General features: G+C 65.1%; 19 protein-coding genes. 9 read left to right on the plus strand and 10 right to left on the minus strand.

Annotated features, from left to right (window positions below):
• Positions 1–30: 30 nt before the first annotated feature.
• Positions 31–732 carry a pirin family protein gene (locus AC1MGT_RS00460; RefSeq protein WP_499504358.1) on the minus strand — a complete coding sequence of 234 codons (702 nt, stop codon included), beginning with the start codon at positions 730–732 and terminating at the stop codon, positions 31–33.
• A gap of 101 nt (positions 733–833) precedes the next feature.
• On the opposite strand from AC1MGT_RS00460, the gene AC1MGT_RS00465 reads away from it, so the two are divergent.
• Complete coding sequence (locus AC1MGT_RS00465) at positions 834–980, plus strand: hypothetical protein (protein ID WP_499502414.1); 147 nt, start codon at positions 834–836, stop codon at positions 978–980.
• A 16-nt stretch (positions 981–996) separates the two neighbouring features.
• Here AC1MGT_RS00465 and AC1MGT_RS00470 read toward each other — a convergent pair whose 3' ends face one another.
• The 6 genes from AC1MGT_RS00470 to AC1MGT_RS00495 all read right to left on the minus strand — a co-directional run bounded on the left by AC1MGT_RS00470 (position 997) and on the right by AC1MGT_RS00495 (position 7594).
• Positions 997–3489 carry a TonB-dependent receptor plug domain-containing protein gene (locus tag AC1MGT_RS00470; RefSeq protein WP_499502415.1) on the minus strand — a complete coding sequence of 831 codons (2493 nt, stop codon included), beginning with the start codon at positions 3487–3489 and terminating at the stop codon, positions 997–999.
• Positions 3490–3556: 67 nt separating this feature from the next.
• Positions 3557–4066 carry a RidA family protein gene (locus AC1MGT_RS00475; protein ID WP_499502416.1) on the minus strand — a complete coding sequence of 170 codons (510 nt, stop codon included), beginning with the start codon at positions 4064–4066 and terminating at the stop codon, positions 3557–3559.
• Positions 4067–4116: 50 nt separating this feature from the next.
• Positions 4117–4521 carry a c-type cytochrome gene (locus tag AC1MGT_RS00480; RefSeq protein ID WP_499502417.1) on the minus strand — a complete coding sequence of 135 codons (405 nt, stop codon included), beginning with the start codon at positions 4519–4521 and terminating at the stop codon, positions 4117–4119.
• Entirely contained in the window at positions 4518–6104 is a 1587-nt protein-coding gene (locus AC1MGT_RS00485) for a flavin monoamine oxidase family protein (protein ID WP_499502418.1), read from the minus strand. Before AC1MGT_RS00485 ends, AC1MGT_RS00480 begins: the two co-directional genes overlap by 4 nt.
• Positions 6105–6459: 355 nt before the next feature.
• On the minus strand, positions 6460–7191 hold the full coding sequence (locus AC1MGT_RS00490; protein ID WP_499502420.1) for a hypothetical protein: 732 nt from the start codon (positions 7189–7191) through the stop codon (positions 6460–6462).
• A gap of 88 nt (positions 7192–7279) precedes the next feature.
• Positions 7280–7594 (minus strand): c-type cytochrome, encoded by a 315-nt coding sequence (locus tag AC1MGT_RS00495; RefSeq protein ID WP_332531982.1) that lies wholly within the window; start codon positions 7592–7594, stop codon positions 7280–7282.
• 249 nt (positions 7595–7843) lie between these two features.
• Here AC1MGT_RS00495 and AC1MGT_RS00500 point away from each other — a divergent pair, with 249 nt between their 5' ends.
• Positions 7844–10006 carry a TonB-dependent receptor domain-containing protein gene (locus AC1MGT_RS00500; RefSeq protein ID WP_499502421.1) on the plus strand — a complete coding sequence of 721 codons (2163 nt, stop codon included), beginning with the start codon at positions 7844–7846 and terminating at the stop codon, positions 10004–10006.
• Positions 10007–10024: 18 nt separating this feature from the next.
• Here the strand turns inward: AC1MGT_RS00500 and AC1MGT_RS00505 are convergent, their stop codons facing one another.
• Positions 10025–10963 (minus strand): LysR family transcriptional regulator, encoded by a 939-nt coding sequence (locus tag AC1MGT_RS00505; RefSeq protein ID WP_499502422.1) that lies wholly within the window; start codon positions 10961–10963, stop codon positions 10025–10027.
• 108 nt (positions 10964–11071) lie between these two features.
• Between AC1MGT_RS00505 and AC1MGT_RS00510 the strand changes: the two genes are divergently transcribed.
• Positions 11072–12280: an MFS transporter gene (locus AC1MGT_RS00510; protein ID WP_499502423.1), complete on the plus strand. Its 1209-nt coding sequence runs from the start codon at positions 11072–11074 to the stop codon at positions 12278–12280.
• 58 nt (positions 12281–12338) lie between these two features.
• The gene (locus AC1MGT_RS00515) at positions 12339–12872 is read left to right on the plus strand and encodes an ankyrin repeat domain-containing protein (RefSeq protein WP_499502424.1); all 534 of its coding nucleotides are present in this window, start codon (positions 12339–12341) and stop codon (positions 12870–12872) included.
• A 16-nt stretch (positions 12873–12888) separates the two neighbouring features.
• Here AC1MGT_RS00515 and AC1MGT_RS00520 read toward each other — a convergent pair whose 3' ends face one another.
• On the minus strand, positions 12889–13527 hold the full coding sequence (locus AC1MGT_RS00520; RefSeq protein WP_499502425.1) for a PEP-CTERM sorting domain-containing protein: 639 nt from the start codon (positions 13525–13527) through the stop codon (positions 12889–12891).
• A gap of 273 nt (positions 13528–13800) precedes the next feature.
• Here AC1MGT_RS00520 and AC1MGT_RS00525 point away from each other — a divergent pair, with 273 nt between their 5' ends.
• Positions 13801–14259 carry a hypothetical protein gene (locus AC1MGT_RS00525; protein WP_499502426.1) on the plus strand — a complete coding sequence of 153 codons (459 nt, stop codon included), beginning with the start codon at positions 13801–13803 and terminating at the stop codon, positions 14257–14259.
• Positions 14260–14262: 3 nt separating this feature from the next.
• Here AC1MGT_RS00525 and AC1MGT_RS00530 read toward each other — a convergent pair whose 3' ends face one another.
• Positions 14263–14754 carry a GNAT family N-acetyltransferase gene (locus tag AC1MGT_RS00530; RefSeq protein WP_499502427.1) on the minus strand — a complete coding sequence of 164 codons (492 nt, stop codon included), beginning with the start codon at positions 14752–14754 and terminating at the stop codon, positions 14263–14265.
• Positions 14755–14867: 113 nt separating this feature from the next.
• Between AC1MGT_RS00530 and purU the strand changes: the two genes are divergently transcribed.
• The 4 genes from purU (at position 14868) to AC1MGT_RS00550 (ending at position 19722) form a co-directional block, all read left to right on the plus strand.
• Positions 14868–15761 (plus strand): formyltetrahydrofolate deformylase, encoded by an 894-nt coding sequence (gene purU, locus AC1MGT_RS00535; protein ID WP_499502428.1) that lies wholly within the window; start codon positions 14868–14870, stop codon positions 15759–15761.
• A gap of 105 nt (positions 15762–15866) precedes the next feature.
• A complete protein-coding gene (locus AC1MGT_RS00540) occupies positions 15867–16391 on the plus strand; it encodes a (2Fe-2S)-binding protein (RefSeq protein ID WP_499502429.1) in 525 nt (174 codons plus the stop codon).
• The gene (locus tag AC1MGT_RS00545) at positions 16388–17413 is read left to right on the plus strand and encodes an FAD binding domain-containing protein (RefSeq protein ID WP_499502430.1); all 1026 of its coding nucleotides are present in this window, start codon (positions 16388–16390) and stop codon (positions 17411–17413) included. The genes AC1MGT_RS00540 and AC1MGT_RS00545 overlap by 4 nt, the downstream gene beginning before the upstream one ends.
• Complete coding sequence (locus AC1MGT_RS00550) at positions 17410–19722, plus strand: xanthine dehydrogenase family protein molybdopterin-binding subunit (RefSeq protein ID WP_499502431.1); 2313 nt, start codon at positions 17410–17412, stop codon at positions 19720–19722. Before AC1MGT_RS00545 ends, AC1MGT_RS00550 begins: the two co-directional genes overlap by 4 nt.
• Positions 19723–19727 lie beyond the last annotated feature (5 nt).

A 19727-nucleotide genomic window follows, 5' to 3' on the forward strand; every position in this document is an offset into this window, starting at 1 on the left:
GCGGCGTTGCTGCCATGCTGCCTGCGCGTGTTACTGCGGCAGATCGAACACCAGGACTTCGGCCGCTTCGGCCTGGCCCAGCGTCACCGCAGATTCACCGGTGATCTTCAGCGCGTCGCCACCGCTCAGTGCTACGCCGTTCACCGTGATCTGGCCACGAATCACGTGGACATAGGCCTGGCGGCCATCGGCCAGCGCATGGGTCGCCCCATCGGCGCCGTTGAAGATGCCGGCATAAATCGACGCATCCTGGCGGATCGAGACCGAACCATCGCGGCCGTCGTTCGACGCCACCACGCGCAGCTTGCCGGTCTTCGAGGCCGTGTCGAAGTGCTTTTCTTCGTAGCGCGGTTCGGCGCCGATCTCGTTCGGCTCGATCCAGATCTGCAGGAAGTGCACGCCTTCGGTTTTCGAACCATTGAACTCACTGTGCACGACGCCCGTCCCGGCGCTCATGACCTGCACGTCGCCGTAGCGCAGCACCGAGCCGTTGCCCATGCTGTCCTTGTGCGCCAGGGCGCCTTCGAGCACATACGAGATGATTTCCATATTGCGGTGACCGTGCGAATCGAAGCCGCGGCCTGCCTCTACATGGTCATCATTGATGACGCGCAGCGGGCCAAAACCCATGTGTTTCGGATCGTGGTAGTGGCCGAACGAAAACGAGTGCTGCGAGTTCAGCCAGCCAAAACTGGCGCCACCACGTTCATTGCTTTTACGGACGTTCAACATCATGTGCTCCTTTCGTGATTGGATCATCGAGCTGCTCGAATCTTGATGCCGTTGCGGGCATTTACTGATTCGCGCTTTGTTCTCGATGCGATGACGCTATTATGCGCGCCACCGGCCATGATGAAAAACGAGTTATCTATCGCCCTATGATCGATATTTTCGATTATCCAATCTGCGTCTCGGGCTGGATCGAACTCATAGCGGCAATCAAGCGGCTGGCCCGCCACGGCCAGCCGCCCGACGTTTGACGCCCGATGCCGCGGATCAGAACTTCACGGCCGCGCGCGCATAGTAGTAACCGCCGTTGATGCCATACGGCGAAAAGCCCGGGTAGATCGTCACCGCACCGTTGTCCAGATTGGCGCGCTGCTCCGCCAGCGTCAGCGCGTTGACCTTGTCCGGGTACTCGTTGAACAGGTTGTTCGCACCCAGCGACAGGCTCCAGGCCTTGCTGATCTGGTAGCTCACTTCCAGATCGGTCAACAGGCTGGCCTTGATCCGGTTTTCGCGGTACACCGCGCCGTCGGTCGAGAACTGTTCGGACGATTTGCCGAAGTAGTTCTCGCGCAGGTTCACGGTCCAGTCACCCATGCGCCACAGGCCGCCCAGATTCACCCGCACCTTGGGCGAGGCCGTTTCCAGATGCGAGATCGCGGTGGCGTCGAGGAGCGTCTGCGCACCCAGCTGCGTTGGTGCCTGGTTGATCTTGATGACCTCGACCTTGTTGTAATTGGCCGCTGCCGACCAGTCCACGCGCCCGTATGCGCCGTAGTTGCTGCTCAGGGTGGCGACGATTTCGGCGCCGCGGCTGCGGGTGTTGACCGCATTGGTGAAGATGTTGATACCGGTTTGCACGACGGTCGGGTCGAGCACATTGCCATTGGCCAGGATCGCCGCCGTGACGGCCGGCGAATTGATCGCGCCGCCCGAACCGTACAGCGAGCCGCTGCCGACAATGCGGTCGCGGATCGTGATCTGGTAGGCGTCCAGCGTGACGGACATGCCGGCCACCGGATTAAGCACCAGGCCCGCGCTGATATTGGTCGATGCTTCGGGCTTCAGGCCGTCGATGCCCACCAGGCGCGCGCCCGGCGAATTCGGCGCCAGTTGCACGAAGGCGCTGCGTGGCGACACGTTGGTGGCCGAATAGAACGATTCGGCCAGCGTCGGCGCGCGAAAGCCGTTGCTGTAGGTGGCGCGCACGGCCACGTCCGGCGTGAAGTCGTAGCGACTGGTGAGTTTGCCGACCTTGGCGTTGCCGAAGTCGCTGAAATCCTCGAAGCGTCCGGCGATGTCGACCGTCCAGCCGGTCACGGGCTGCACGGCGATATTCGCGTAGACCGCCTTGTTGTTGCGGCTGTGTTTTCCGGCGTCGGTCAGCGAGAAGCCCGGGAACGATTGCGCCCCTTCCTTGTAGCGCGATGCGGCGTCTCCGGCAACGATTGCGTAGGTGTCGCGGCGATGCTCGAGGCCCAGCGCCAGCGTCAGCGGCGTGGCCATGCCGGCGTCGAACTCGCGCCGCAGGTCGAGGTTGTTGGTCCACTGGCTGGCCTGGAACTCACCGGCCTTGAAGGACAGCGGTGTCGCGCCCGTATCGGCGAACAACGACACATTGGCCGAATTGGCCACGCCCAGCTTGGCCACGTCCTTGCCGTAGGTGCTCGACAGATCCCAGTTCCAGTTGCCGAACACCTTGCCCTTGATGCCGAACGTGAACGCATAGTCTTCTTCGTCGAACGTCTCCTGCGGGCTGAAACCCAGCGGGTAGATCGCGGGCAGGCGGTTGGGCATGCGGTAGTTCTCGAAGGCGCGCGCTTCCTTCTTGCCGTAGGTGGCAAAGCTGTACAGCTCGGTGTCGCCGCCCAGGTCCACGCCGAAGTTGGCGGCGAAGATGTGCTGGCGGTACTGGGCGTCGCCCTGGATCTTGTTCAGGTACGGGTAGCCGGGCGCATTGACGAGCGACGGCATCGCCGCCATCGTGGCCGGATCGACGACGCGCGGATCGATCCCGCCGCGCTGCGAGAAGCCGTGGTATTTCGTTTCCGCCGTCAGCGACAGCCAGGCATCGGTGAACGGGGTCAGGCCGATATTGGCCATGCCGTCGCCCGTGTGCCCGCCACCGTCCATGTAGCCGCCGCCACTGACGTTGGCGCTGCCGCCACGGTAATTGGACTTGAGGATGATGTTGATGACGCCGGCGATGGCGTCGGTGCCGTATTGCGCGGCCGCGCCGTCCTGCAGCACTTCGACGCGTTCGATCGCCGCCACCGGAATGAAATTCAGGTCGGCTGCGGCGCCGCCCTGAAAGGCGCCGGCCAGCACGGCCAGGTTGGCGGTGCCGTGGCGGCGCTTGCCGTTGACCAGCACCAGCGTGTTGTTCGGGGACAGGCCGCGCAGGCGCGCCGACAGCGTCATCGCCGCCATGTCGCTGCCGAAGGCCTGGGCATTGAGCGACGGCAGGTTCTGGGCCAGGGCCTGGATCAGGTCGGGCTGGCCGGTGCGGGCCAGCGACGACGCGTCGAGCACCTGGATCGGCGAAGCGCTGTCCTCGACCGTCAGGCCGGCTGCGCGCGTGCCCGTGACGATCACGACGCCGGTACTGGCGATCGCGGGGGCATCGGGCGCGACCGCCGCCGCCGCCGCGGTGTCGACAACTGAGTCGACAGCGGGATCGACCGCCTTGTCGGCGGCGTGGGCCGCCACGCCCCACGACAGCAAAGCGGCTGCGACACTGGTATGAATGATGGTCTTGTACATGGTGGTTCCCTGGTTGGCGTGATCTGTTATAGGTATGGTTGGCGTGGCCCGGCACGGGCCGCGCCGCTTACTTCTTTGCTGCCACGACTTCGATTTCCACGAGCCAGCCGGGATTGCTCAGGCCCGCCACCTGCATCACCGCGCGCGCCGGCAGGTTGGGCTGCGTACCGCCGAAGAACTGGGTGTAGCCGGCCATGAAGCCGGTGACGTCGGCGCGCCCTTTCTGCGCGGGATCGCCCACCAGAAACACCTGCATCTTGACGACGTCGCCCATGCCCAACCCCATGCCGGCGAGGATCTCCCTGATCTTCTGCAGCACGCCGACCGTCTGCGTTTTGGTATCGCCAAAAGCCGCGATGGTGTCGGGCCCGGCGGCCTTGTCGACGATGGGCGGCACCTGGCCGCTGATGAAGTGGATCGTCGCGCCGGGCGGCACCGACACGGCCAGGGCAATGGGAAAATCCGAGTTCGGGATCTTGTGGCGCACGATGTCCGTGGCTGTGGCGCTGGCGATGGCCGGCGCCAGCAGCAGCGCGGCGGCCAGGCATGAGGTGGAGCGGAAAGCGGCAAATGTCATTGGATCGTCTTTCATGGGCATGGGAAGGAAAAGAAAGGAAAGGAAGAGCCTCAGTGCTTGTTGCCGAAGCGGCTGTCGCCCGCCGGTGCGACCTGCAGCGCCGCGCGCCGCATGGCGACCTCGGCGCCGGCGATCGGCGGCGCGCGGTTGCCCCAACTGCTGCGCGCATAGGTCAGGACGGCAGCGATATCGGCATCATCCAGGCTGGTACTGAAATCGGGCATGCCCCCGCGCCCCTTGAGCAGCACCTCGGCCACGGCGTCGGCCGGCCCGATGGCAACCGGGCTGGCGACGAGCGCCGGGAACGCGCCGGGAATGCCGCGCCCATTGGCCTGGTGGCAGGCCGCGCAGTTCCTGGCAAACAGGGTCTTGCCGTCGGCCGGTGCGGGAGCCTGGGCCTGGACAGCGCCAGCCCATAGAACGGCGCTTGCCAGCGCAAGGATCGGGGTCTTCATGCGCTGGCCCTCCGGTGCAGCGCTTCGACCTGCTGCCATGCCGATTCGATGGCGCCGGCTTGCCAGCCCGTCAGGTAGCTCAGGTGTTCACCGGCCAGCAGCACCCGGCGCTCGCCATCGAGCAGGATCGGGTAGGCGCTCTTGCGCGCGGCGTCGGTCCATTCGGCCCAGCCGCCCAGGCTGTACTGCACGCGATGCCAGGCAACCGAGAAGCTGCTTTCGTAACTTGCGCGGTAGGCAGGAAAGATCTTTTCGCCGGCTGCGAGTGCGAACTCGGTCCGTTCGCTAGGGGTCATCCCGCTCACTTCAATGGCGTCGAGCGCGTAGTGGTAGTAGCCCAGCACGACACCCTTTTTCTGCTGCCAGCCACCGGACGGCAGCGAGATCGTGTTGATCCCTTTCAGGTCGGTAAGCACGTGGCCGCCGTAGATATGGTCGTCTTCTTCCCAGAAGCGGCGCTTCATCTGCAGGCCGATCTTGCCGACCGGCGCGTAGGGGACGGCCTTGATCGCGGCCTTGAATCCGTCGGAGAAATCGGTGTCGATCATGCGCAGCACCGACAGCGGCACCGTGCACAGGCAATAATCGGCCGTGACGCGCGAGAGCGCGCCGCTGGCCGTGTCGCGCACGTCGATCGTGACCTTGTCGTCGCCCTGGCGGATGCGCTGGACTTCGGCGTGGTAGCGGATGCGGCCGCCCAGCCGGCTTGCGAAGGCGCGCGGGATCGCGTCCATGCCGCCGACCGGCTGGAACATCGTGGCGTGCATCGGGAACTCCTGCACGGCGCTGTAGACCTTGCCGACCCGGGCGGCCAGCAGATCGTGAAACGCCAGCGGATCGGACGGCGTGCCGGCGCCCGGCACCAGCCCCGCGCCGGGGTTGGTGGCAAAGCCACGGCCGCTGCGCCCCTTGTAGGCCAGGTCGCCCGCGTCCAGCGCCCCTTCGCGCTTGAGGTAATCGAGCAGCAGGCGCTGGTCGTCGCCGGTCAGTTGCGTGTCGAGCGCGTGGCCGGTGACCGACTTGGCCAGCAGCTCGGCGACGTGGCCGCGCATGTCGGCCTTGATCTGGGCGCCGCGCAGGCGCTGCTTCGACAGCGGCCCGCCATCCTCGAGGTACACATACGCATGGTCATTCTCGTTGACCATCACTTCGAGCGGCACCTTGAACTGGCGCGCATAGTAAAGCGTGGACTGGTGATCCAGCGGGATGCGCCACGGGCCGTGGTTGATGTACTGGCCCGCGTCGAAGCGGCACTGCTGGGCCTCGCCGCCCAGTTCGTGCAGCTTGAAATCCTTGCGCGCGGTCTGGCAGCGCCCCCCTGCGTAGGGCCGCGCTTCGAGTACCTGGACCTCGTAGCCCAGCTTGCCCAGTTCATAGGCTGCCGTCAGGCCGGCCAGACCGGCGCCCAGCACGACGACTTTCTTCCCCTTGCCAGAGCCAGCGAGTACAGGTGGCGTCGTGGTCCGGGAAGCGATCCCCATGCCCCAGGCATTCATCGAACCCATCAACAGCGCCGAACCGCCAACGGCGGCGGCGCGGTACAAGAACTCACGTCGGGTCAGCGACGGTGTCAAACGTTTCATTTCTACCTCCACTTGGCGTTACTGAAAGACCTTGCAACTAGTGGTCTATCAGCAATACCTGTGCCAAGTGGGCGGTACAATCGTCAATACGCCTCGAATTAAAATAAAGTACAGCGGTAGCTTTACCGAACGTAAGCCTGACGTAAGCGTCTTTATGCAAACAAGATTCAGGGCTGACGCTTCTTCGTACGTATTGACAAAGGTGACGCGCTTCGCCCGATGCCGGGCGCATGCTGCGTCGAGACTTTATTTTTTCTGACCCGTTCGGGATCGTGCACGGACGGCGTAGCAACGCCGCGCACGCGCCGCGAGCATGCCAAATCGACATTGCACCGTTGTGGCGTAACGACGCACTTCAATGGGTGCGGTCAACGCCGTCGCGTTCCAGCCAGTAGTTGAACTGGCCATAGCTGGGAATGGCGCCGGGCGGGCAATCGGCGAAGTGGTCACGCAGCATCTGGCGATACGCGGCCGGCCGCGAAAAGCGCGGATGGGTAGCGGCAAAGTGCGCAGCAGCGGCCAGGAATAACGCCCGCAGCGCGGTGTCGGTGTTGGTGCCCGCGTTGGCGCTGCTCGTTGCACCATTGCGCGGGCGGCCGCGCTTGACACCGGCGCTGGCCACCCGCGTCTTGCCACGCGCACCGGAGTTGGCGTAATCGGGCAGCAGCGCGTCGATCGTCTGGCCCCGCTCCCAGTAGCGGCGCAGGTAGCGCATGAGGCTGGCGACGGAGATCCCGTGGGCGCGACTGTAGGCGCTGAGCAGAGCCCCGCGCGGACGCGGCAGATAGAGTTGCGGCAGGTCGCGATGCAGCGCGCTCACCGCATCCCACGCCTTCATCTGCAGCAGGTGGTGCTTGCCGGATGGGGCGTCGACGCGCGGTGCGCGGCAAGGGTCAGTGAGCAGCAACCGGGCACGCCGGGTCGACACGTCCGCTACCAGCACGTGCAGCGGCGTGCTGCGTGGTGTGGCGCTCGGACGGCGCAGCGCAAAGGTATAGGCCACGGAATCTGCCACGTCGATCCAGAGAATCCGCACCAGATGGCCGGGAGGATCGAGGTATTCGATGACATCGTTGTGCAAGAACATCGGCCGCTCCTGGCGTTGAGTTCATTGCTTATATGCAAAGAACGCGCCAGGTACGGTCAGGGCGGCCGGGACTGGGGCCGCCAATGGGTCATTTCTGCGCCAAGATCCATTTCGCCAGGACCTTGGCATCGGCTTCTGTCACTTGTGGATTGGCCGGCATCGGGATCGGGCCCCAGGTACCGCTGCTGCCTTTCTGGATCTTCTGGATGAGGCGCGCTTCGGCGCCGGCATCTTTTGCATACTTGGCCGCGACATCCTTGTAGGCCGGGCCGACCAGCTTGGTGCCGACGGCGTGGCAGGCCATGCAGGCCTTGGCCTTGGCCAGGTCGGCGTTCGCGTGGGCGGCGGGAATGGCGGCGACGGCAACGGTCGCTGCCAGGGTCAGGGTCAGGTACTTCTTCATGATGCTCCAGTGGCTGGGTTGATCGTAAGGCGCAGGCGCCTTGGGCGGGCACCGCCTGACATCATAGCGGGAAACCCCAGTGGCATGGGCAGCACGGCATTGCATGAACAGCATCCGACACGCCCGTCATGAAATTTGAATGGGAATGATTCGCATTAACCATTAGAATGGCGCCATTCTGCGATCTTTGCCTCGTTTTACGTCTTTACGCAGAGCTTTGTTTCAAATTATAAAAAGGATGCCTGAACAATGACTGACCGTTTGCCTGCCCTCCAATTTGCCCGCACCGTATTGAGCCTGGCCATCGGCGCGCTGCCGCTTGCCGCTGTTGCCGGTGTTGCCGCTAATGCGATTGCTGACGATTTGCCGGCGACCATGCCGACCGTGGTCGTGACCGCGGCCGGCTTCGAGCAGACGATCCGTGAAGCGCCCGCCTCGATCACGGTGCTGACCCGTGAACAGCTGCAGAAAGAGCGCTTCGGCAACCTGGCGCAGGCGCTCGAGAGCGTGGAAGGCATCGACGTGGGCGCGGCCGGCGACAAGACCGGCGGCATGAACATCAGCATCCGGGGCATGCCAAGCGACTACACGCTGATCCTGATCGACGGCCGGCGCCAGAACGCGGCCGGCAACGTTACGCCAAATGGCTTCGGCGGCACCTCGACCAGCTTCATGCCGCCTGTCAGCGCCATCGAGCGCATCGAAGTCATCCGCGGTCCGATGTCGACGCTGTATGGCTCGGACGCCATGGGCGGCGTGATCAACATCATCACGCGCAAGGTCGGCAAGCGCTGGGCCGGTTCGGTGGCAGCCGACTACACGCTGCAGGAAGACAGCCAATTCGGTGACGTCAAGGGCGCCAAGTTCTACCTGAGCGGTCCGCTCAAGACCGATGTGCTGGGACTCTCGCTGCGCGGCAGCACCCTGCGCCGCGACGAAGCCAGCATTGCGTATGACGGGATCAACCCGGCCCGGCCACTCACGCAGAACGCCAACCCCGTCAAGCAGCAGATCGACAACGTCGGCGCGCGGCTGGCGTTCACCCCCAACCGCAACCACGAACTGGTGCTCGACGCCGACAGGACGCGCCAGACGTATGACAACACGCGCGGCCAGCTTGGCACGCTGGGCACGGGCGGCTATGGGCCGCAACAGAAATACAACCGCGAGCAAACCACGCTGTCGTACAAGGCGCGCCTGCCGTTCGGCACCTGGGACAGCAGCTATATGGTGAACAACACGGAAACCATCGGCCGCACGATTCCGCCGGGTACGCCGGGCGCAGTCCCCGGCACGCCCCGCACGCTGGAAGTCGAGAGCAAGGTCTTCGACACGAAGCTCCTGCTGCCATGGGGCACGCACCTGACCACGATCGGCGCCCAGCACTGGGATGCGGAGATGATCGACGGCGTCGCGCCGCAAGCGTTCGCGTTCACGCAAAAAGCCCTGTTCGTGGAAGACGAGTGGCGCCTGCACGACCGGGTTTCGCTCACAATCGGTGCGCGCTACGACGACCACAGCATCTTCGGTGGCCAGACGAGCCCACGTGGCTACCTGGTCTGGAGCGCCTCGCCCCGCTGGACCGTCAAGGGCGGCGTGAGCAAGGGCTACAAGACCCCGCGCGTCGAGCAGCTCACCCCCGGCATCAACGGCTTCGGTGGCCAGGGCACGATCCCGCTCGTGGGCAGCCCGAACCTGCAACCCGAAACCAGCGTCACCACCGAACTGGGTGCCTACTTCGACGATGGCGCCGGCTGGACCGCGAACGCCACGCTCTTCAACAACGACTTCAAGGACAAGATCACCAGCGGTACTGGCCTGATTAATTGCACCTACCGCCCGGCACTCAACCGGCCGGGCTGCGTCAGCTTCGGCAACTGGCCGAACGTCGACGCCTTCGGCCAGTCGATCAACGTCGACGAGGCCGTCACGCGCGGTGTCGAACTTGCCACGCGCTTCCCGCTCGCCGCCGGCTGGGCCGCCAGCGCCAACTACACGTACACCGACAGCGAACAGGAAAGCGGCGAAAATGCCGGCAAGCCGCTGTCCGACACACCGAAGCACGCGTTCAATGCGCGCCTGACCTGGGACGTGTCGCCAGACTGGAACACGTGGCTGCGCGCCGAATACCGCAGCGAGCGCTTCCGCGATCCGGGGACGTCGGCCGCCACCCGCGCGGCGCGGGACGCGCTGGGCGACTTCAAAGGTTATACGATGCTGCACCTTGGCACCAGCTACCAGGTCACGCCAGCCATCACGCTCAATGCCGCGATCTACAATCTGCTGGACAAGGACTTCATCGACTACCGGCCGTATCGCGCAACGCCAGCGGCCGCGCCGACCTACAGCAGCGTCTACGTCAACAACCTCGACGGGCGCCGCCTGTGGCTGTCGATGAACGTGGACTTCTGAGCGGCGGGTGAACCGGCGTCAGGCATCCGCCAGGCGCAGGTCGGGGTCGGCCTCGAACACACCGGCCAGCCAGCTGGCAAACGCCTGCAGGCGCGGATTGGCGATGCGCCCGCGCGGATACAGCAGGGAGACGGGCATCGGCGTCGGGCACATGGCGGGCAGCACGACGGCCAGCGCGCCCTGCGCCACGTGCGTGCGCACCTGGTAGCGGGCCAGTTGCGCCAGTCCCAGCCCCTGCAGCGCGCACAGCAGGTTGGCCTCGGCATCGTTGACGGCGATGCCGCCATCGATGGCCACCCGGACCACGCTACCCGCGCCCTCTTCCTTCTCTTGATCGGCGAGCGTCCACTCGAATGCACGGCCGGTCTTGCCCGAGAAATGCACGATCGCATCATGCTGGCCCAATGCATCGACCGTTTCAGGCGTGCCCCGTTCCGCCAGATAGCCGGGCGTGGCGGCGATCACGAAGCGCATCAGGCCGATCCGGCGCGCGACCAGGCTCGAATCGGGCAAGTCGCCCACGCGCAACGCGCAATCGATGCCTTCGGCGGTCAGGTCGACCAGGCGGTCGCCCAGGCTGATCGTCAGGTCAAGCGCCGGAAACGCCTGGCGAAACTCACCGATGTGCGGCAGCACGATGGCGCGCCCGAGCGCGCCCGGCAGGTCAATGCGCAACCTGCCCTGCATGCGCCCGGCGTGCTCGCCCAGAAAGTCGGCTTCGGCATCGTCGATGGCGGCCAGGATGGCATTGCAGTGGGCGTAGTAGCGCTCACCCTCGGGCGTCAGCGACAGCCGGCGCGTCGTGCGCTGCAGCAGTTGCGCGCCCAGATAACGTTCGAGATTCTGCAGCGTCGCCGTGAGCGACGCACGCGGCAGGTCGAGCGACTCGGCAGCGCGCGTGAAACTGTTCGCTTCGACGATGCGCACGAACGTCTGCATCGCTTTCACCTTGTCCATGATTGTTCATATAAAGTGAATGGTATAAGCGCATTATGCCCTGATTATCTTCGCCGGCGAACTGGCTACCATGGGGTCATTCCCTCATTCACTCCCATGGAGTTCGCCATGAACACCCCCAGGTCATCATCCATCTCGTCCGGCATGGTCATGCTGCTGGCCGCTGCAGCCGGCATCATCGTCGCCAACCTTTATTATGCGCAACCACTCGTCGGCCCGATTGGCGCCGCGCTGGGCCTGCCGCCCGCGGCGGCCGGACTGATCGTGACACTGACCCAGATCGGCTACACGCTGGGCCTCCTGTTCATCGTGCCGCTGGGCGACCTGGTGGAAAACCGGCGCCTGATCGTCACCGGTCTTCTTGTCACGAGCGCTGCCTTGCTGGTCGCGGCCACCGCAACCACGGCGTGGGCATTCCTGCTGGCCGCGCTGACCATCGGCCTGGGCGCCGTGGTGGCCCAGGTGCTGGTGCCGTTTGCCGCGCACCTGGCGCCGGAAGCCACGCGTGGCCAGATTGTCGGCAAGGTGGTCAGCGGCCTGCTGCTGGGGATCATGGTGGCGCGGCCGGTGGCGAGCGTGCTGGCTGGCCTGGGCAGCTGGCACACCGTGTTCGGGATCGCCGCCGCGCTGGTGGCACTACTGGCCGTGGTGTTGCGGTTGAAGCTGCCGCTGCGCCAGCCAACGGCGACACAACCGTACCGGCGCCTGATCGGCTCGCTATGGCCGTTGCTGGCCACGACCGTGGTGCTGCGCCGGCGCGCGCTGTATCACGCCGGCCTGTTCGGCGCCTTCAGCCTGTTCTGGACCGTGGCGCCGCAGGCGCTGGCCGGCCCCGCCTTCGGCCTCACGCAAAATGGCATCGCGCTGTTTGCCCTGGTCGGCATGGCCGGCGCGGTGGCCTCGCCTGTCGCCGGGCGCCTGGCCGATGCTGGCCACACGCTGAAAGCCACTGCCGCCGCCCTGGTCGTCGGCGCGCTGAGCTTCTTGCTGCCCCTGTTTGCACCGTCGTCAAAACCGGTTGCGCTTGGCTTGCTGGCCGTGGCCGCCATCGCCCTCGATGCTGCCGTGGCCGCCAACCTGGTGCTGGGCCAGCGCGCGCTGTTCGCGCTGGGCGCGGACATGCGCAGCCGCCTGAACGGCCTGTACTTCGCGCTGTTCTTTGCCGGTGGTGCGGTCGGTTCCGCGCTGGGCGGCTGGGTGTATGCCGCACATGGCTGGCACGCGGCGCTGCTGGTCGGGATGCTGCTGCCGGCGCTGACGCTGCCGGTCTGGCTCCACGAAGCCACCGAGGATGCGGCCGCACGCCAGAGCGCCTAGACCACGCGCCGGATTAAGATATGTTTTAATCAACCTTTATCCTGATCCGGAGTACGCAATGCACACGAACGACCAAGCGGCGACGCCGACCAAAGCCGAACTGGACGAAGCCGCGCTCAACATGGCGCGCAATATGTTCCAGTACGCGCGCTCGGGCGATGCCGACCATCTCGCCGCCTTCCTGTCGCGCGGCCTGCCGCCGAACCTGCGCAACGAAAAAGGCGACAGCCTCTTGATGCTGGCCAGCTACCACTGCCACCTGGACGCGACGCGGGTCTTGCTCGAGCACGGCGCCGATCCGCACCTGATCAACGATGCGGGGCAAACGCCGTTGCACGGCGCCGCATTCAAGGGCGACCTGGCAGTCACGACGCTGTTGCTCGACAAGGGCGCACTGCCGGACTTCGCCGGCCCGTCCGGCCGCACGGCGCTGATGTTCGCCGCGATGTTCAACCGGGTCGCCATCGCCGAACTGCTGATGGAACGCGGCGCCGACCCGGCGGCGCGCGACGCGTCGGGCGTGACTGCGTACGACGCGGCGCTGAAGATGGGCGCAGCCGACACCGCCGCCCTCCTGGCGCCGGCGAACTGACGGCGCTGCCCGTGCGTCAGGCGATGCTGCGCGCCGGCCGCTGACGGCGGCGCGCGAACCAGGCTGCCACCAAGCCAAGGCCGACGATGGCGCCCGTGGCCGGCTCCGGCACCTCGATCGTTTCCTGCGCAGCAGCCACCAGCATGCCGCTGGCGCCGCTGCAGTCGGGGTACTGCCAACCGCAGCCAAACGGTTCGTCACTGTTGGCGGCCACCACGCTGAACAGCGCGCCCTGGCTCTCCATCTGGAAATCGGAATTGCCGTCCGAGGCAAAGATACTGCCGCCGAGAAGTCCACCCGCCAGGAATGTCAGGTCCATCACGATGTAGTCGTAATAATTGCGCGGCGGGGTGCGGTAGTCGTAGTCGATCAGGTTGTGCTGGCCACCGATGTACGGGTCGTCAAACCAGTAGCGCAGGGACAGCAAACTCGACTGCGGATCGAGGCATGGCGGACCGATGTCGCATTCGTTGTGGATATCCAGTGACAACCGGCCGGCGGTGACAGCCTCATCGGAGAATGCCAGTTCCAGGTTGAGGCCGGTCGGCATCGAGCTGGAGGCACTCACTTGCTGCCAGCTGTAGGTGACTGCGGCTTGCGCCGGCATCGCCAGGGCGGCGGCCAGCAGTAAGGCGACGGGGGCAATGCGCGTCATCGATGATCTCCTCGGAAAGTTCCTACAATACGTCAGCAAGAATTACGCCCGTGGATTTAATGCCAGCATCCCATTGATTCTAAACAACATTCATGATCGGTGGTTCGTCTGCGCAGACGAGGTGTCAAATTCGTCGACACAACATGTCACCGTTGCGATGCTCTGCACTGTTGCTGCGGTGACCTCATGTGTCAGCCCCTGCGCCCGGCACATCCCCTATAATCGTGAGCGCCCTGACGCCAGGGCGCAATTTTCAACTACCCGAAAGTCCCGATGAAAGCCCTGTCCCTGCCCGTCCTCATGGTTGCCCTGCTGACTGCCAGCGGCACTGCACTTGCCGACGATGCCGCGCTGCTCAAATGCCGTACCCTGAGCGACATACCGGCGCGCGTGGCCTGCTACGACGCGATTCCGGTCGGCGCCGCCGGTCCCGCCGTTGCGCCTGCGCCAGCACGCACGCCTGAGCAGAATTTCGGCCTTGAAGCAGTCAAGCAGCGCGAAGCGCAGCCGGCATCGATCCGCAGCACGGTCGTGGGCGACTTCGATGGCTGGGGCCCCGGCTCGCAGATCCGCCTGGCCAATGGGCAGGTCTGGCGCGTCATCGACGGCAGCGACGCCGTCCTGCCGCGCACGAAAGATGCGGCGGTGACCATCGAACGCAATGTGTTTGGCACGCTGTTCCTGAAAGTCGATGGCGGTAACAGCTCGGCCAAGGTGCGCCGGGTGCAATAAAGGTCAGGCGGGCGTACGCACCATGTACAGCGCGCCGGGCGGATAGGTATGCAGACCGGCGTCGTGGGTTGATGCAGCGCGCCAGCCCAGCGCGTGCCAGAAGCGCTCGCTGTCCTGCACCGACACCAGAGCCGCATGCGCCAGTCCCAGCGTGCGCGCCAGGTGCAATGCTTCGTCGACCAGTGCGTGCGCCAGGCCACGCCCCAGCGCACACGGCGCGATTGCCAGGTCGTGCAGGTACAGCGTGTCCGGCCGCTGCGCTACGTTAAACGGTGCGTTCAGATCCGTCACCAGCCCGATGCGCGACGGATAGGCGAACAGGTAACCGCGCACGATGCTCTCGTGAATGCCAACCATGCAGGTGCCGTGCGCCGCCGCCATCCGGGCCGCGACGACCGCAGCCGGCTCCTGCATCGGGGCCGGATAGCAGGCGGCCTGGATACGCAACACGGCATCGAGATCGGTGGGCAGCATTGGACGAAGGGAGATCGACATGAGAGATGGTCGGGCGAAAAAAACGCGCATCGTAGCATGCGCTTGACGCCCGTCGTGGCATCGCGCATTCTAGCTGTCTTGACAACATCGCCTCATCACCGACAGGAACAAGCATGCGCAGCACCAGCGAAGCCACGCCGCCAACACGCCCCGAATACATTCTCCACGCCAGCTGCCCGGCCGGCATCGGCATTGTCGCCGCCGTGGCGACCTTCCTGGCCGAACGCGATTGCTATATTTGCGCACTCGAACAGTTCGACGACGATTCAACTGCACGCTTCTTCATGCGCGCCGTGTTTCGCCAGCAGGACAAGTCGCCGACCATCGACACGATCCGCGCAGAATTCGACAGCACGGTCGCCACGCGCCTGGACATGGGCTGGAAAATCTACGATCCGCTCGACCCGGTGCGCACCGTGATCATGGTCTCGAAGACCGATCACTGCCTGGACGACCTGCTGTACCGCCGCCGCACGGGCGAACTCAATCTGTCGATCACGGCGGTCGTGTCGAATCACCTCGACCTGCGCCCGATGGTCGAGCGCGAAGGCATCCGCTTCATCTTCCTGCCGGTGACAAAGGACAACAAGGCGCAGCAAGAGGCGCGCCTGCTGGAAATCGTCGACGAGACCGACTCCGAACTCGTGGTCCTGGCGCGCTACATGCAGATCCTGTCGGATGGGCTGGCGCGCCGCCTGGCCGGCAAGTGCATCAATATCCATCACTCGTTTTTGCCCGGCTTCAAGGGCGCCAAGCCGTATCAGCAGGCATTCGACCGGGGCGTCAAGCTGATCGGCGCAACGGCCCATTACGCGACGCCCGATCTGGACGAAGGCCCGATCATCGAACAGGTGCTCACGCGCGTGGATCACAACTACCGCGTCGACCAGCTCACCCGCGTGGGGCGCGACAATGAATGCCTGGCGCTGGCCACGGCCGTCAAGTTCCATATCGAGCGCCGCGTGTTCGTGGATGGCAACAAGACTGTTGTGTTCCGCGGGCCGTAATGACATTGGCAACAACGTTGACTTATACTTAATATAAGTGCGTCATCTAACCGTCGCAAATGTAACAGGACGTTATGTTCATACCTTCTCACAGAGGGGAAGAACATGGAACATCAACAGCAGCATCCGGTGCGCCTGCGCATCAACGGCCAGGACCGGGAATTCAACGTCGAATCGTGGGTAACGCTGCTTGACCTGCTGCGCGAGCGCGCAGGCATGACCGGCACCAAGAAGGGCTGCGATCAGGGCCAGTGCGGCGCCTGCACCGTGCTCGTGGACGGCAAGCGGATCAACTCGTGCCTGACGCTGGCCGTCATGCAGGACGGTCGCGAAATCACCACCGTCGAAGGCCTGGCCACCGGCGAAGACCTGCATCCGCTGCAGCAGGCGTTCATCGACTGCGACGCGTTCCAGTGCGGCTACTGTACGCCGGGCCAGCTGTGTTCGGCCGTGGGCCTGATCAACGAAGGCCAGGCCACCTCGCGCGACGACGTGCGTGAGCTCATGAGCGGCAACCTGTGCCGCTGCGGGGCGTACCCGCAGATCGCCGATGCGGTCGTGAAGGTTCTCGACATGCGCGACACGAAAAAAACCACCGAAGGCTTCACGACCGGGGCGGTGCTGTCATGAACCCGTTCGCCTTTACCCAAGCCACGGACGTCGACGCGGCGCTGGCCGCCCTGCTCGACCCTGACACCCGCCCGATCGCCGGCGGCACCAATCTGCTCGACCTGATGAAGGAAAGCGTGATGAAGCCGTCACGCCTGGTCGACATCAACAACCTCGGCCTGGACCAGGTTGAGGAAAAGGACGGCGGTCTGCTGCTTGGCGCCCTCGCCCGCAACGCGGACACGGCCTATAACCCGGTGGTGCGCGAGCGCTATCCGCTGCTGTCGTCGGCGATCCTGGCCGGCGCCTCGCCGCAACTGCGCAATATGGCGTCCAACGGCGGCAACCTGATGCAGCGCACCCGCTGCGTCTACTTCTACGACGTCGGCACCGCCTGCAACAAGCGTGAACCCGGCACCGGCTGCCCGGCGCGCGAAGGCCTGAACCGCCAGCTGGCAATTCTGGGCACCAGCGAAAGCTGCATCGCCACCCACCCGTCGGACATGTGCGTCGCCCTGCGCGCGCTCGACGCAACCGTGCACGTGCGCTCGATGAGCGGCGCGCGCGAAATCCCGTTCGCCGACTTCCACCGCCTGCCAGGCGACACGCCCCAGATCGACAACACGCTGCAGCCGGGCGAGATGATCACCCACATCACCGTGCCCGGAGCCGACCGCTTCATCGACCACAGCGCCTACATCAAGGTGCGCGACCGCCTGTCGTACGCGTTTGCGCTGGTGTCCGTCGCTGCTGCGCTGGACCTCGATGCCGACGGCACGATCCGCGCGGCGCGCATCGCGCTTGGCGGCGTGGCCCACAAGCCGTGGCGTGTCGAAGCAGCCGAACAAGCGCTCGTCGGCCAGGCGGTCGGCGAAGCAGCCTTCCTGCAGGCCGCCGAAACGATCCTGCAAGGCGCCCAGGGCTTCGGCCAAAACGATTTCAAGCTGCCGCTGGCGCGCAACGCCATCGTGCAAGCCTTGACCACCGCTGCGCGTGGCACCGACCATGCGCGCGGACTCGATGCACAAGGAGAACAAGCATGACCGACCTGATTCCAGAACTGCGCGCACCGAGCGCGCCGGCCGGCACCGGCCGTGTGAAAAGCGGCATGCAGGTCTCGCGCATTGATGGCCGCGCCAAGGTGACCGGCGAGGCGCAATACGCTGCCGAATACTTCGCTCCCGACCTGGCCTATGGCGTGGTCGTGAGCGGCACCGTGGCCAAGGGCCGCATCACCAGCATCGACACGGCCGAGGCGCTAGCCGTTGCGGGCGTGCTGTCCGTGATGACGCACGAGAACCGCCCCAAGATGCGCTCGTTCGACCTGGCGTGGAAAGACATGACGGCTCCGGCCGGCTCGCCATTCCGCCCTCTGTTCTCGGACGAGATTTTCTACAGCGGCCAGCCGGTGGCGCTGGTGCTGGCCGAAACCTTCGAAGCGGCGCGCTACGCCGCATCGCTGGTGCGCGTGCACTACGATGTCGATGCGCACGAAACCAATCTGCTCGAAAGCCTGGACCAGGCTTACGAGCCGCGCAAGATGAAGGCCGGCTTCGTGCCGCCAAGCTCGATCGGCGACGGTGAAAAGGCGTTCGAGGCAGCCGAAGTACGGGTCGACTCGCAGTACTACAACGGCGTCGAGCACCACAATCCGATGGAGATGTTCGCCTCGACCGTGATTCGCGCTGAAAACGGCCACCTGACCATCTACGACAAGACGCAAAGCTCGCAGAACAGCCGCTGGTATGTCTCGCACGGCTTTGGCCTGTCGAGCGACGAGGTCACGGTGCGCAACCCGTACGTGGGCGGCGCCTTCGGTTCCGGCCTGCGTCCGCAATACCAGCTGCCGCTGGCCGTGATGGGCGCGCTGCAGCTCGAGCGTTCGGTGCGTGTCGTGCTGACGCGCCAGCAGATGTTCAGCTTCGGCCACCGTCCGGAAACCTGGCACCGCATCCGTCTGGGCGCCGCGCCGGACGGCACGCTCAAGGCGATCTGGCACGAAGCGATCCAGGAAACCTCGCGTCTCGAAGATTACGTCGAAGTGATCGTCAACTGGTCGGGGCAGCTGTATGCGTGCAGCGACATCAAGCTCGGCTACCAGGTGGTTGCAAACGACCGCTTCACGCCGCTGGACATGCGCGCCCCGGGCGCCGCCCACGGCGTGCACGCCATGGAAGTGGCGATGGACGAGCTGGCCTACAAACTCAAGATGGATCCGCTGGCGCTGCGCCTGAAGAACTACACCGAGATCTCGCCGATCGAGGACAAGCCATTTTCGAGCAAGGAACTGCGCGAGTGCTACCGCCAGGGCGCCGAGCGCTTCGGCTGGGACAAGCGTCCAATCGAGCCACGCTCGATGCAGGACGGCGACGAGCTGGTGGGCTGGGGCATGGCAACTGGCATCTGGGATGCCCTGGTCATGGTAGCGCGCGTGAGCGCCGTGATGCACAGCAATGGCCGCCTGGTCGTGAGCAGTGCGGCCACCGATATCGGCACCGGCACCTATACCGTGATGTCGATGATTGCCGCCGAGGCCATGGGCTTGCCGATGGAGCTGGTGACCTTCCAGCTGGGCGACTCGACGCTGCCGATGGCGCCGATCGAGGGTGGTTCGTCGCACGTGGCCACCGTGGGCTCCGGCGTGTTCGGAGCCTGTGAAAAGCTCAAGAAGTCCCTGCTGAAGATGGCGGTGAAGATGCCTGATTCGCCACTGGCCAAGGCACGCATGCGCGACGTCGAATTCGGCGACGGCGCAGTCTTCCTGAAAACCGATCCGTCGCGCCGCGTGGAGCTCACCCAGGCGCTGGCCAATGCAGGCGTCGACCAGGTGGAAGAAAAATACTTCATGACGCCGCAGATGCTCAAACAGCGCAAGTACGCGCGCGCCGTGCACTCGGCCGTGTTCTGCGAAGTGCGCGTCAACGAAAAGCTCGGCATGGTGCGCGTCACGCGCGTGGTCAGCGCGATTGCAGCCGGCCGCATCATCAGTGGCAAGACAGCCGCCAGCCAGATCAGCGGCGCGGTCGTCTGGGGCATCAGCCAGGCACTGCATGAAGAAACCCATACCGATCACAAGTACGGGCGCTTCATGAACCACAATTTCGCCGAATACCACGTGGCGGCCAATGCCGACATCCACGACATCGACGTGATCTTTGTCGAAGAGGACGACCGCATCGTGAGCAAGCAGCTGGGCGCCAAGGGTGTGGGCGAGATCGGCATCGTGGGCGTGGCGGCGGCGGTCTCGAACGCCATCTTCCATGCCACCGGTACGCGCCTGCGCACGACGCCGATGACGCCGGCGAAGTTGCTCCTTGGCGACCGGGAACTCCCGGTGCAGCCGCCGGTCTGACAGTA

The sequence above is a fragment of the Telluria sp. BA11 genome (assembly GCF_056680305.1).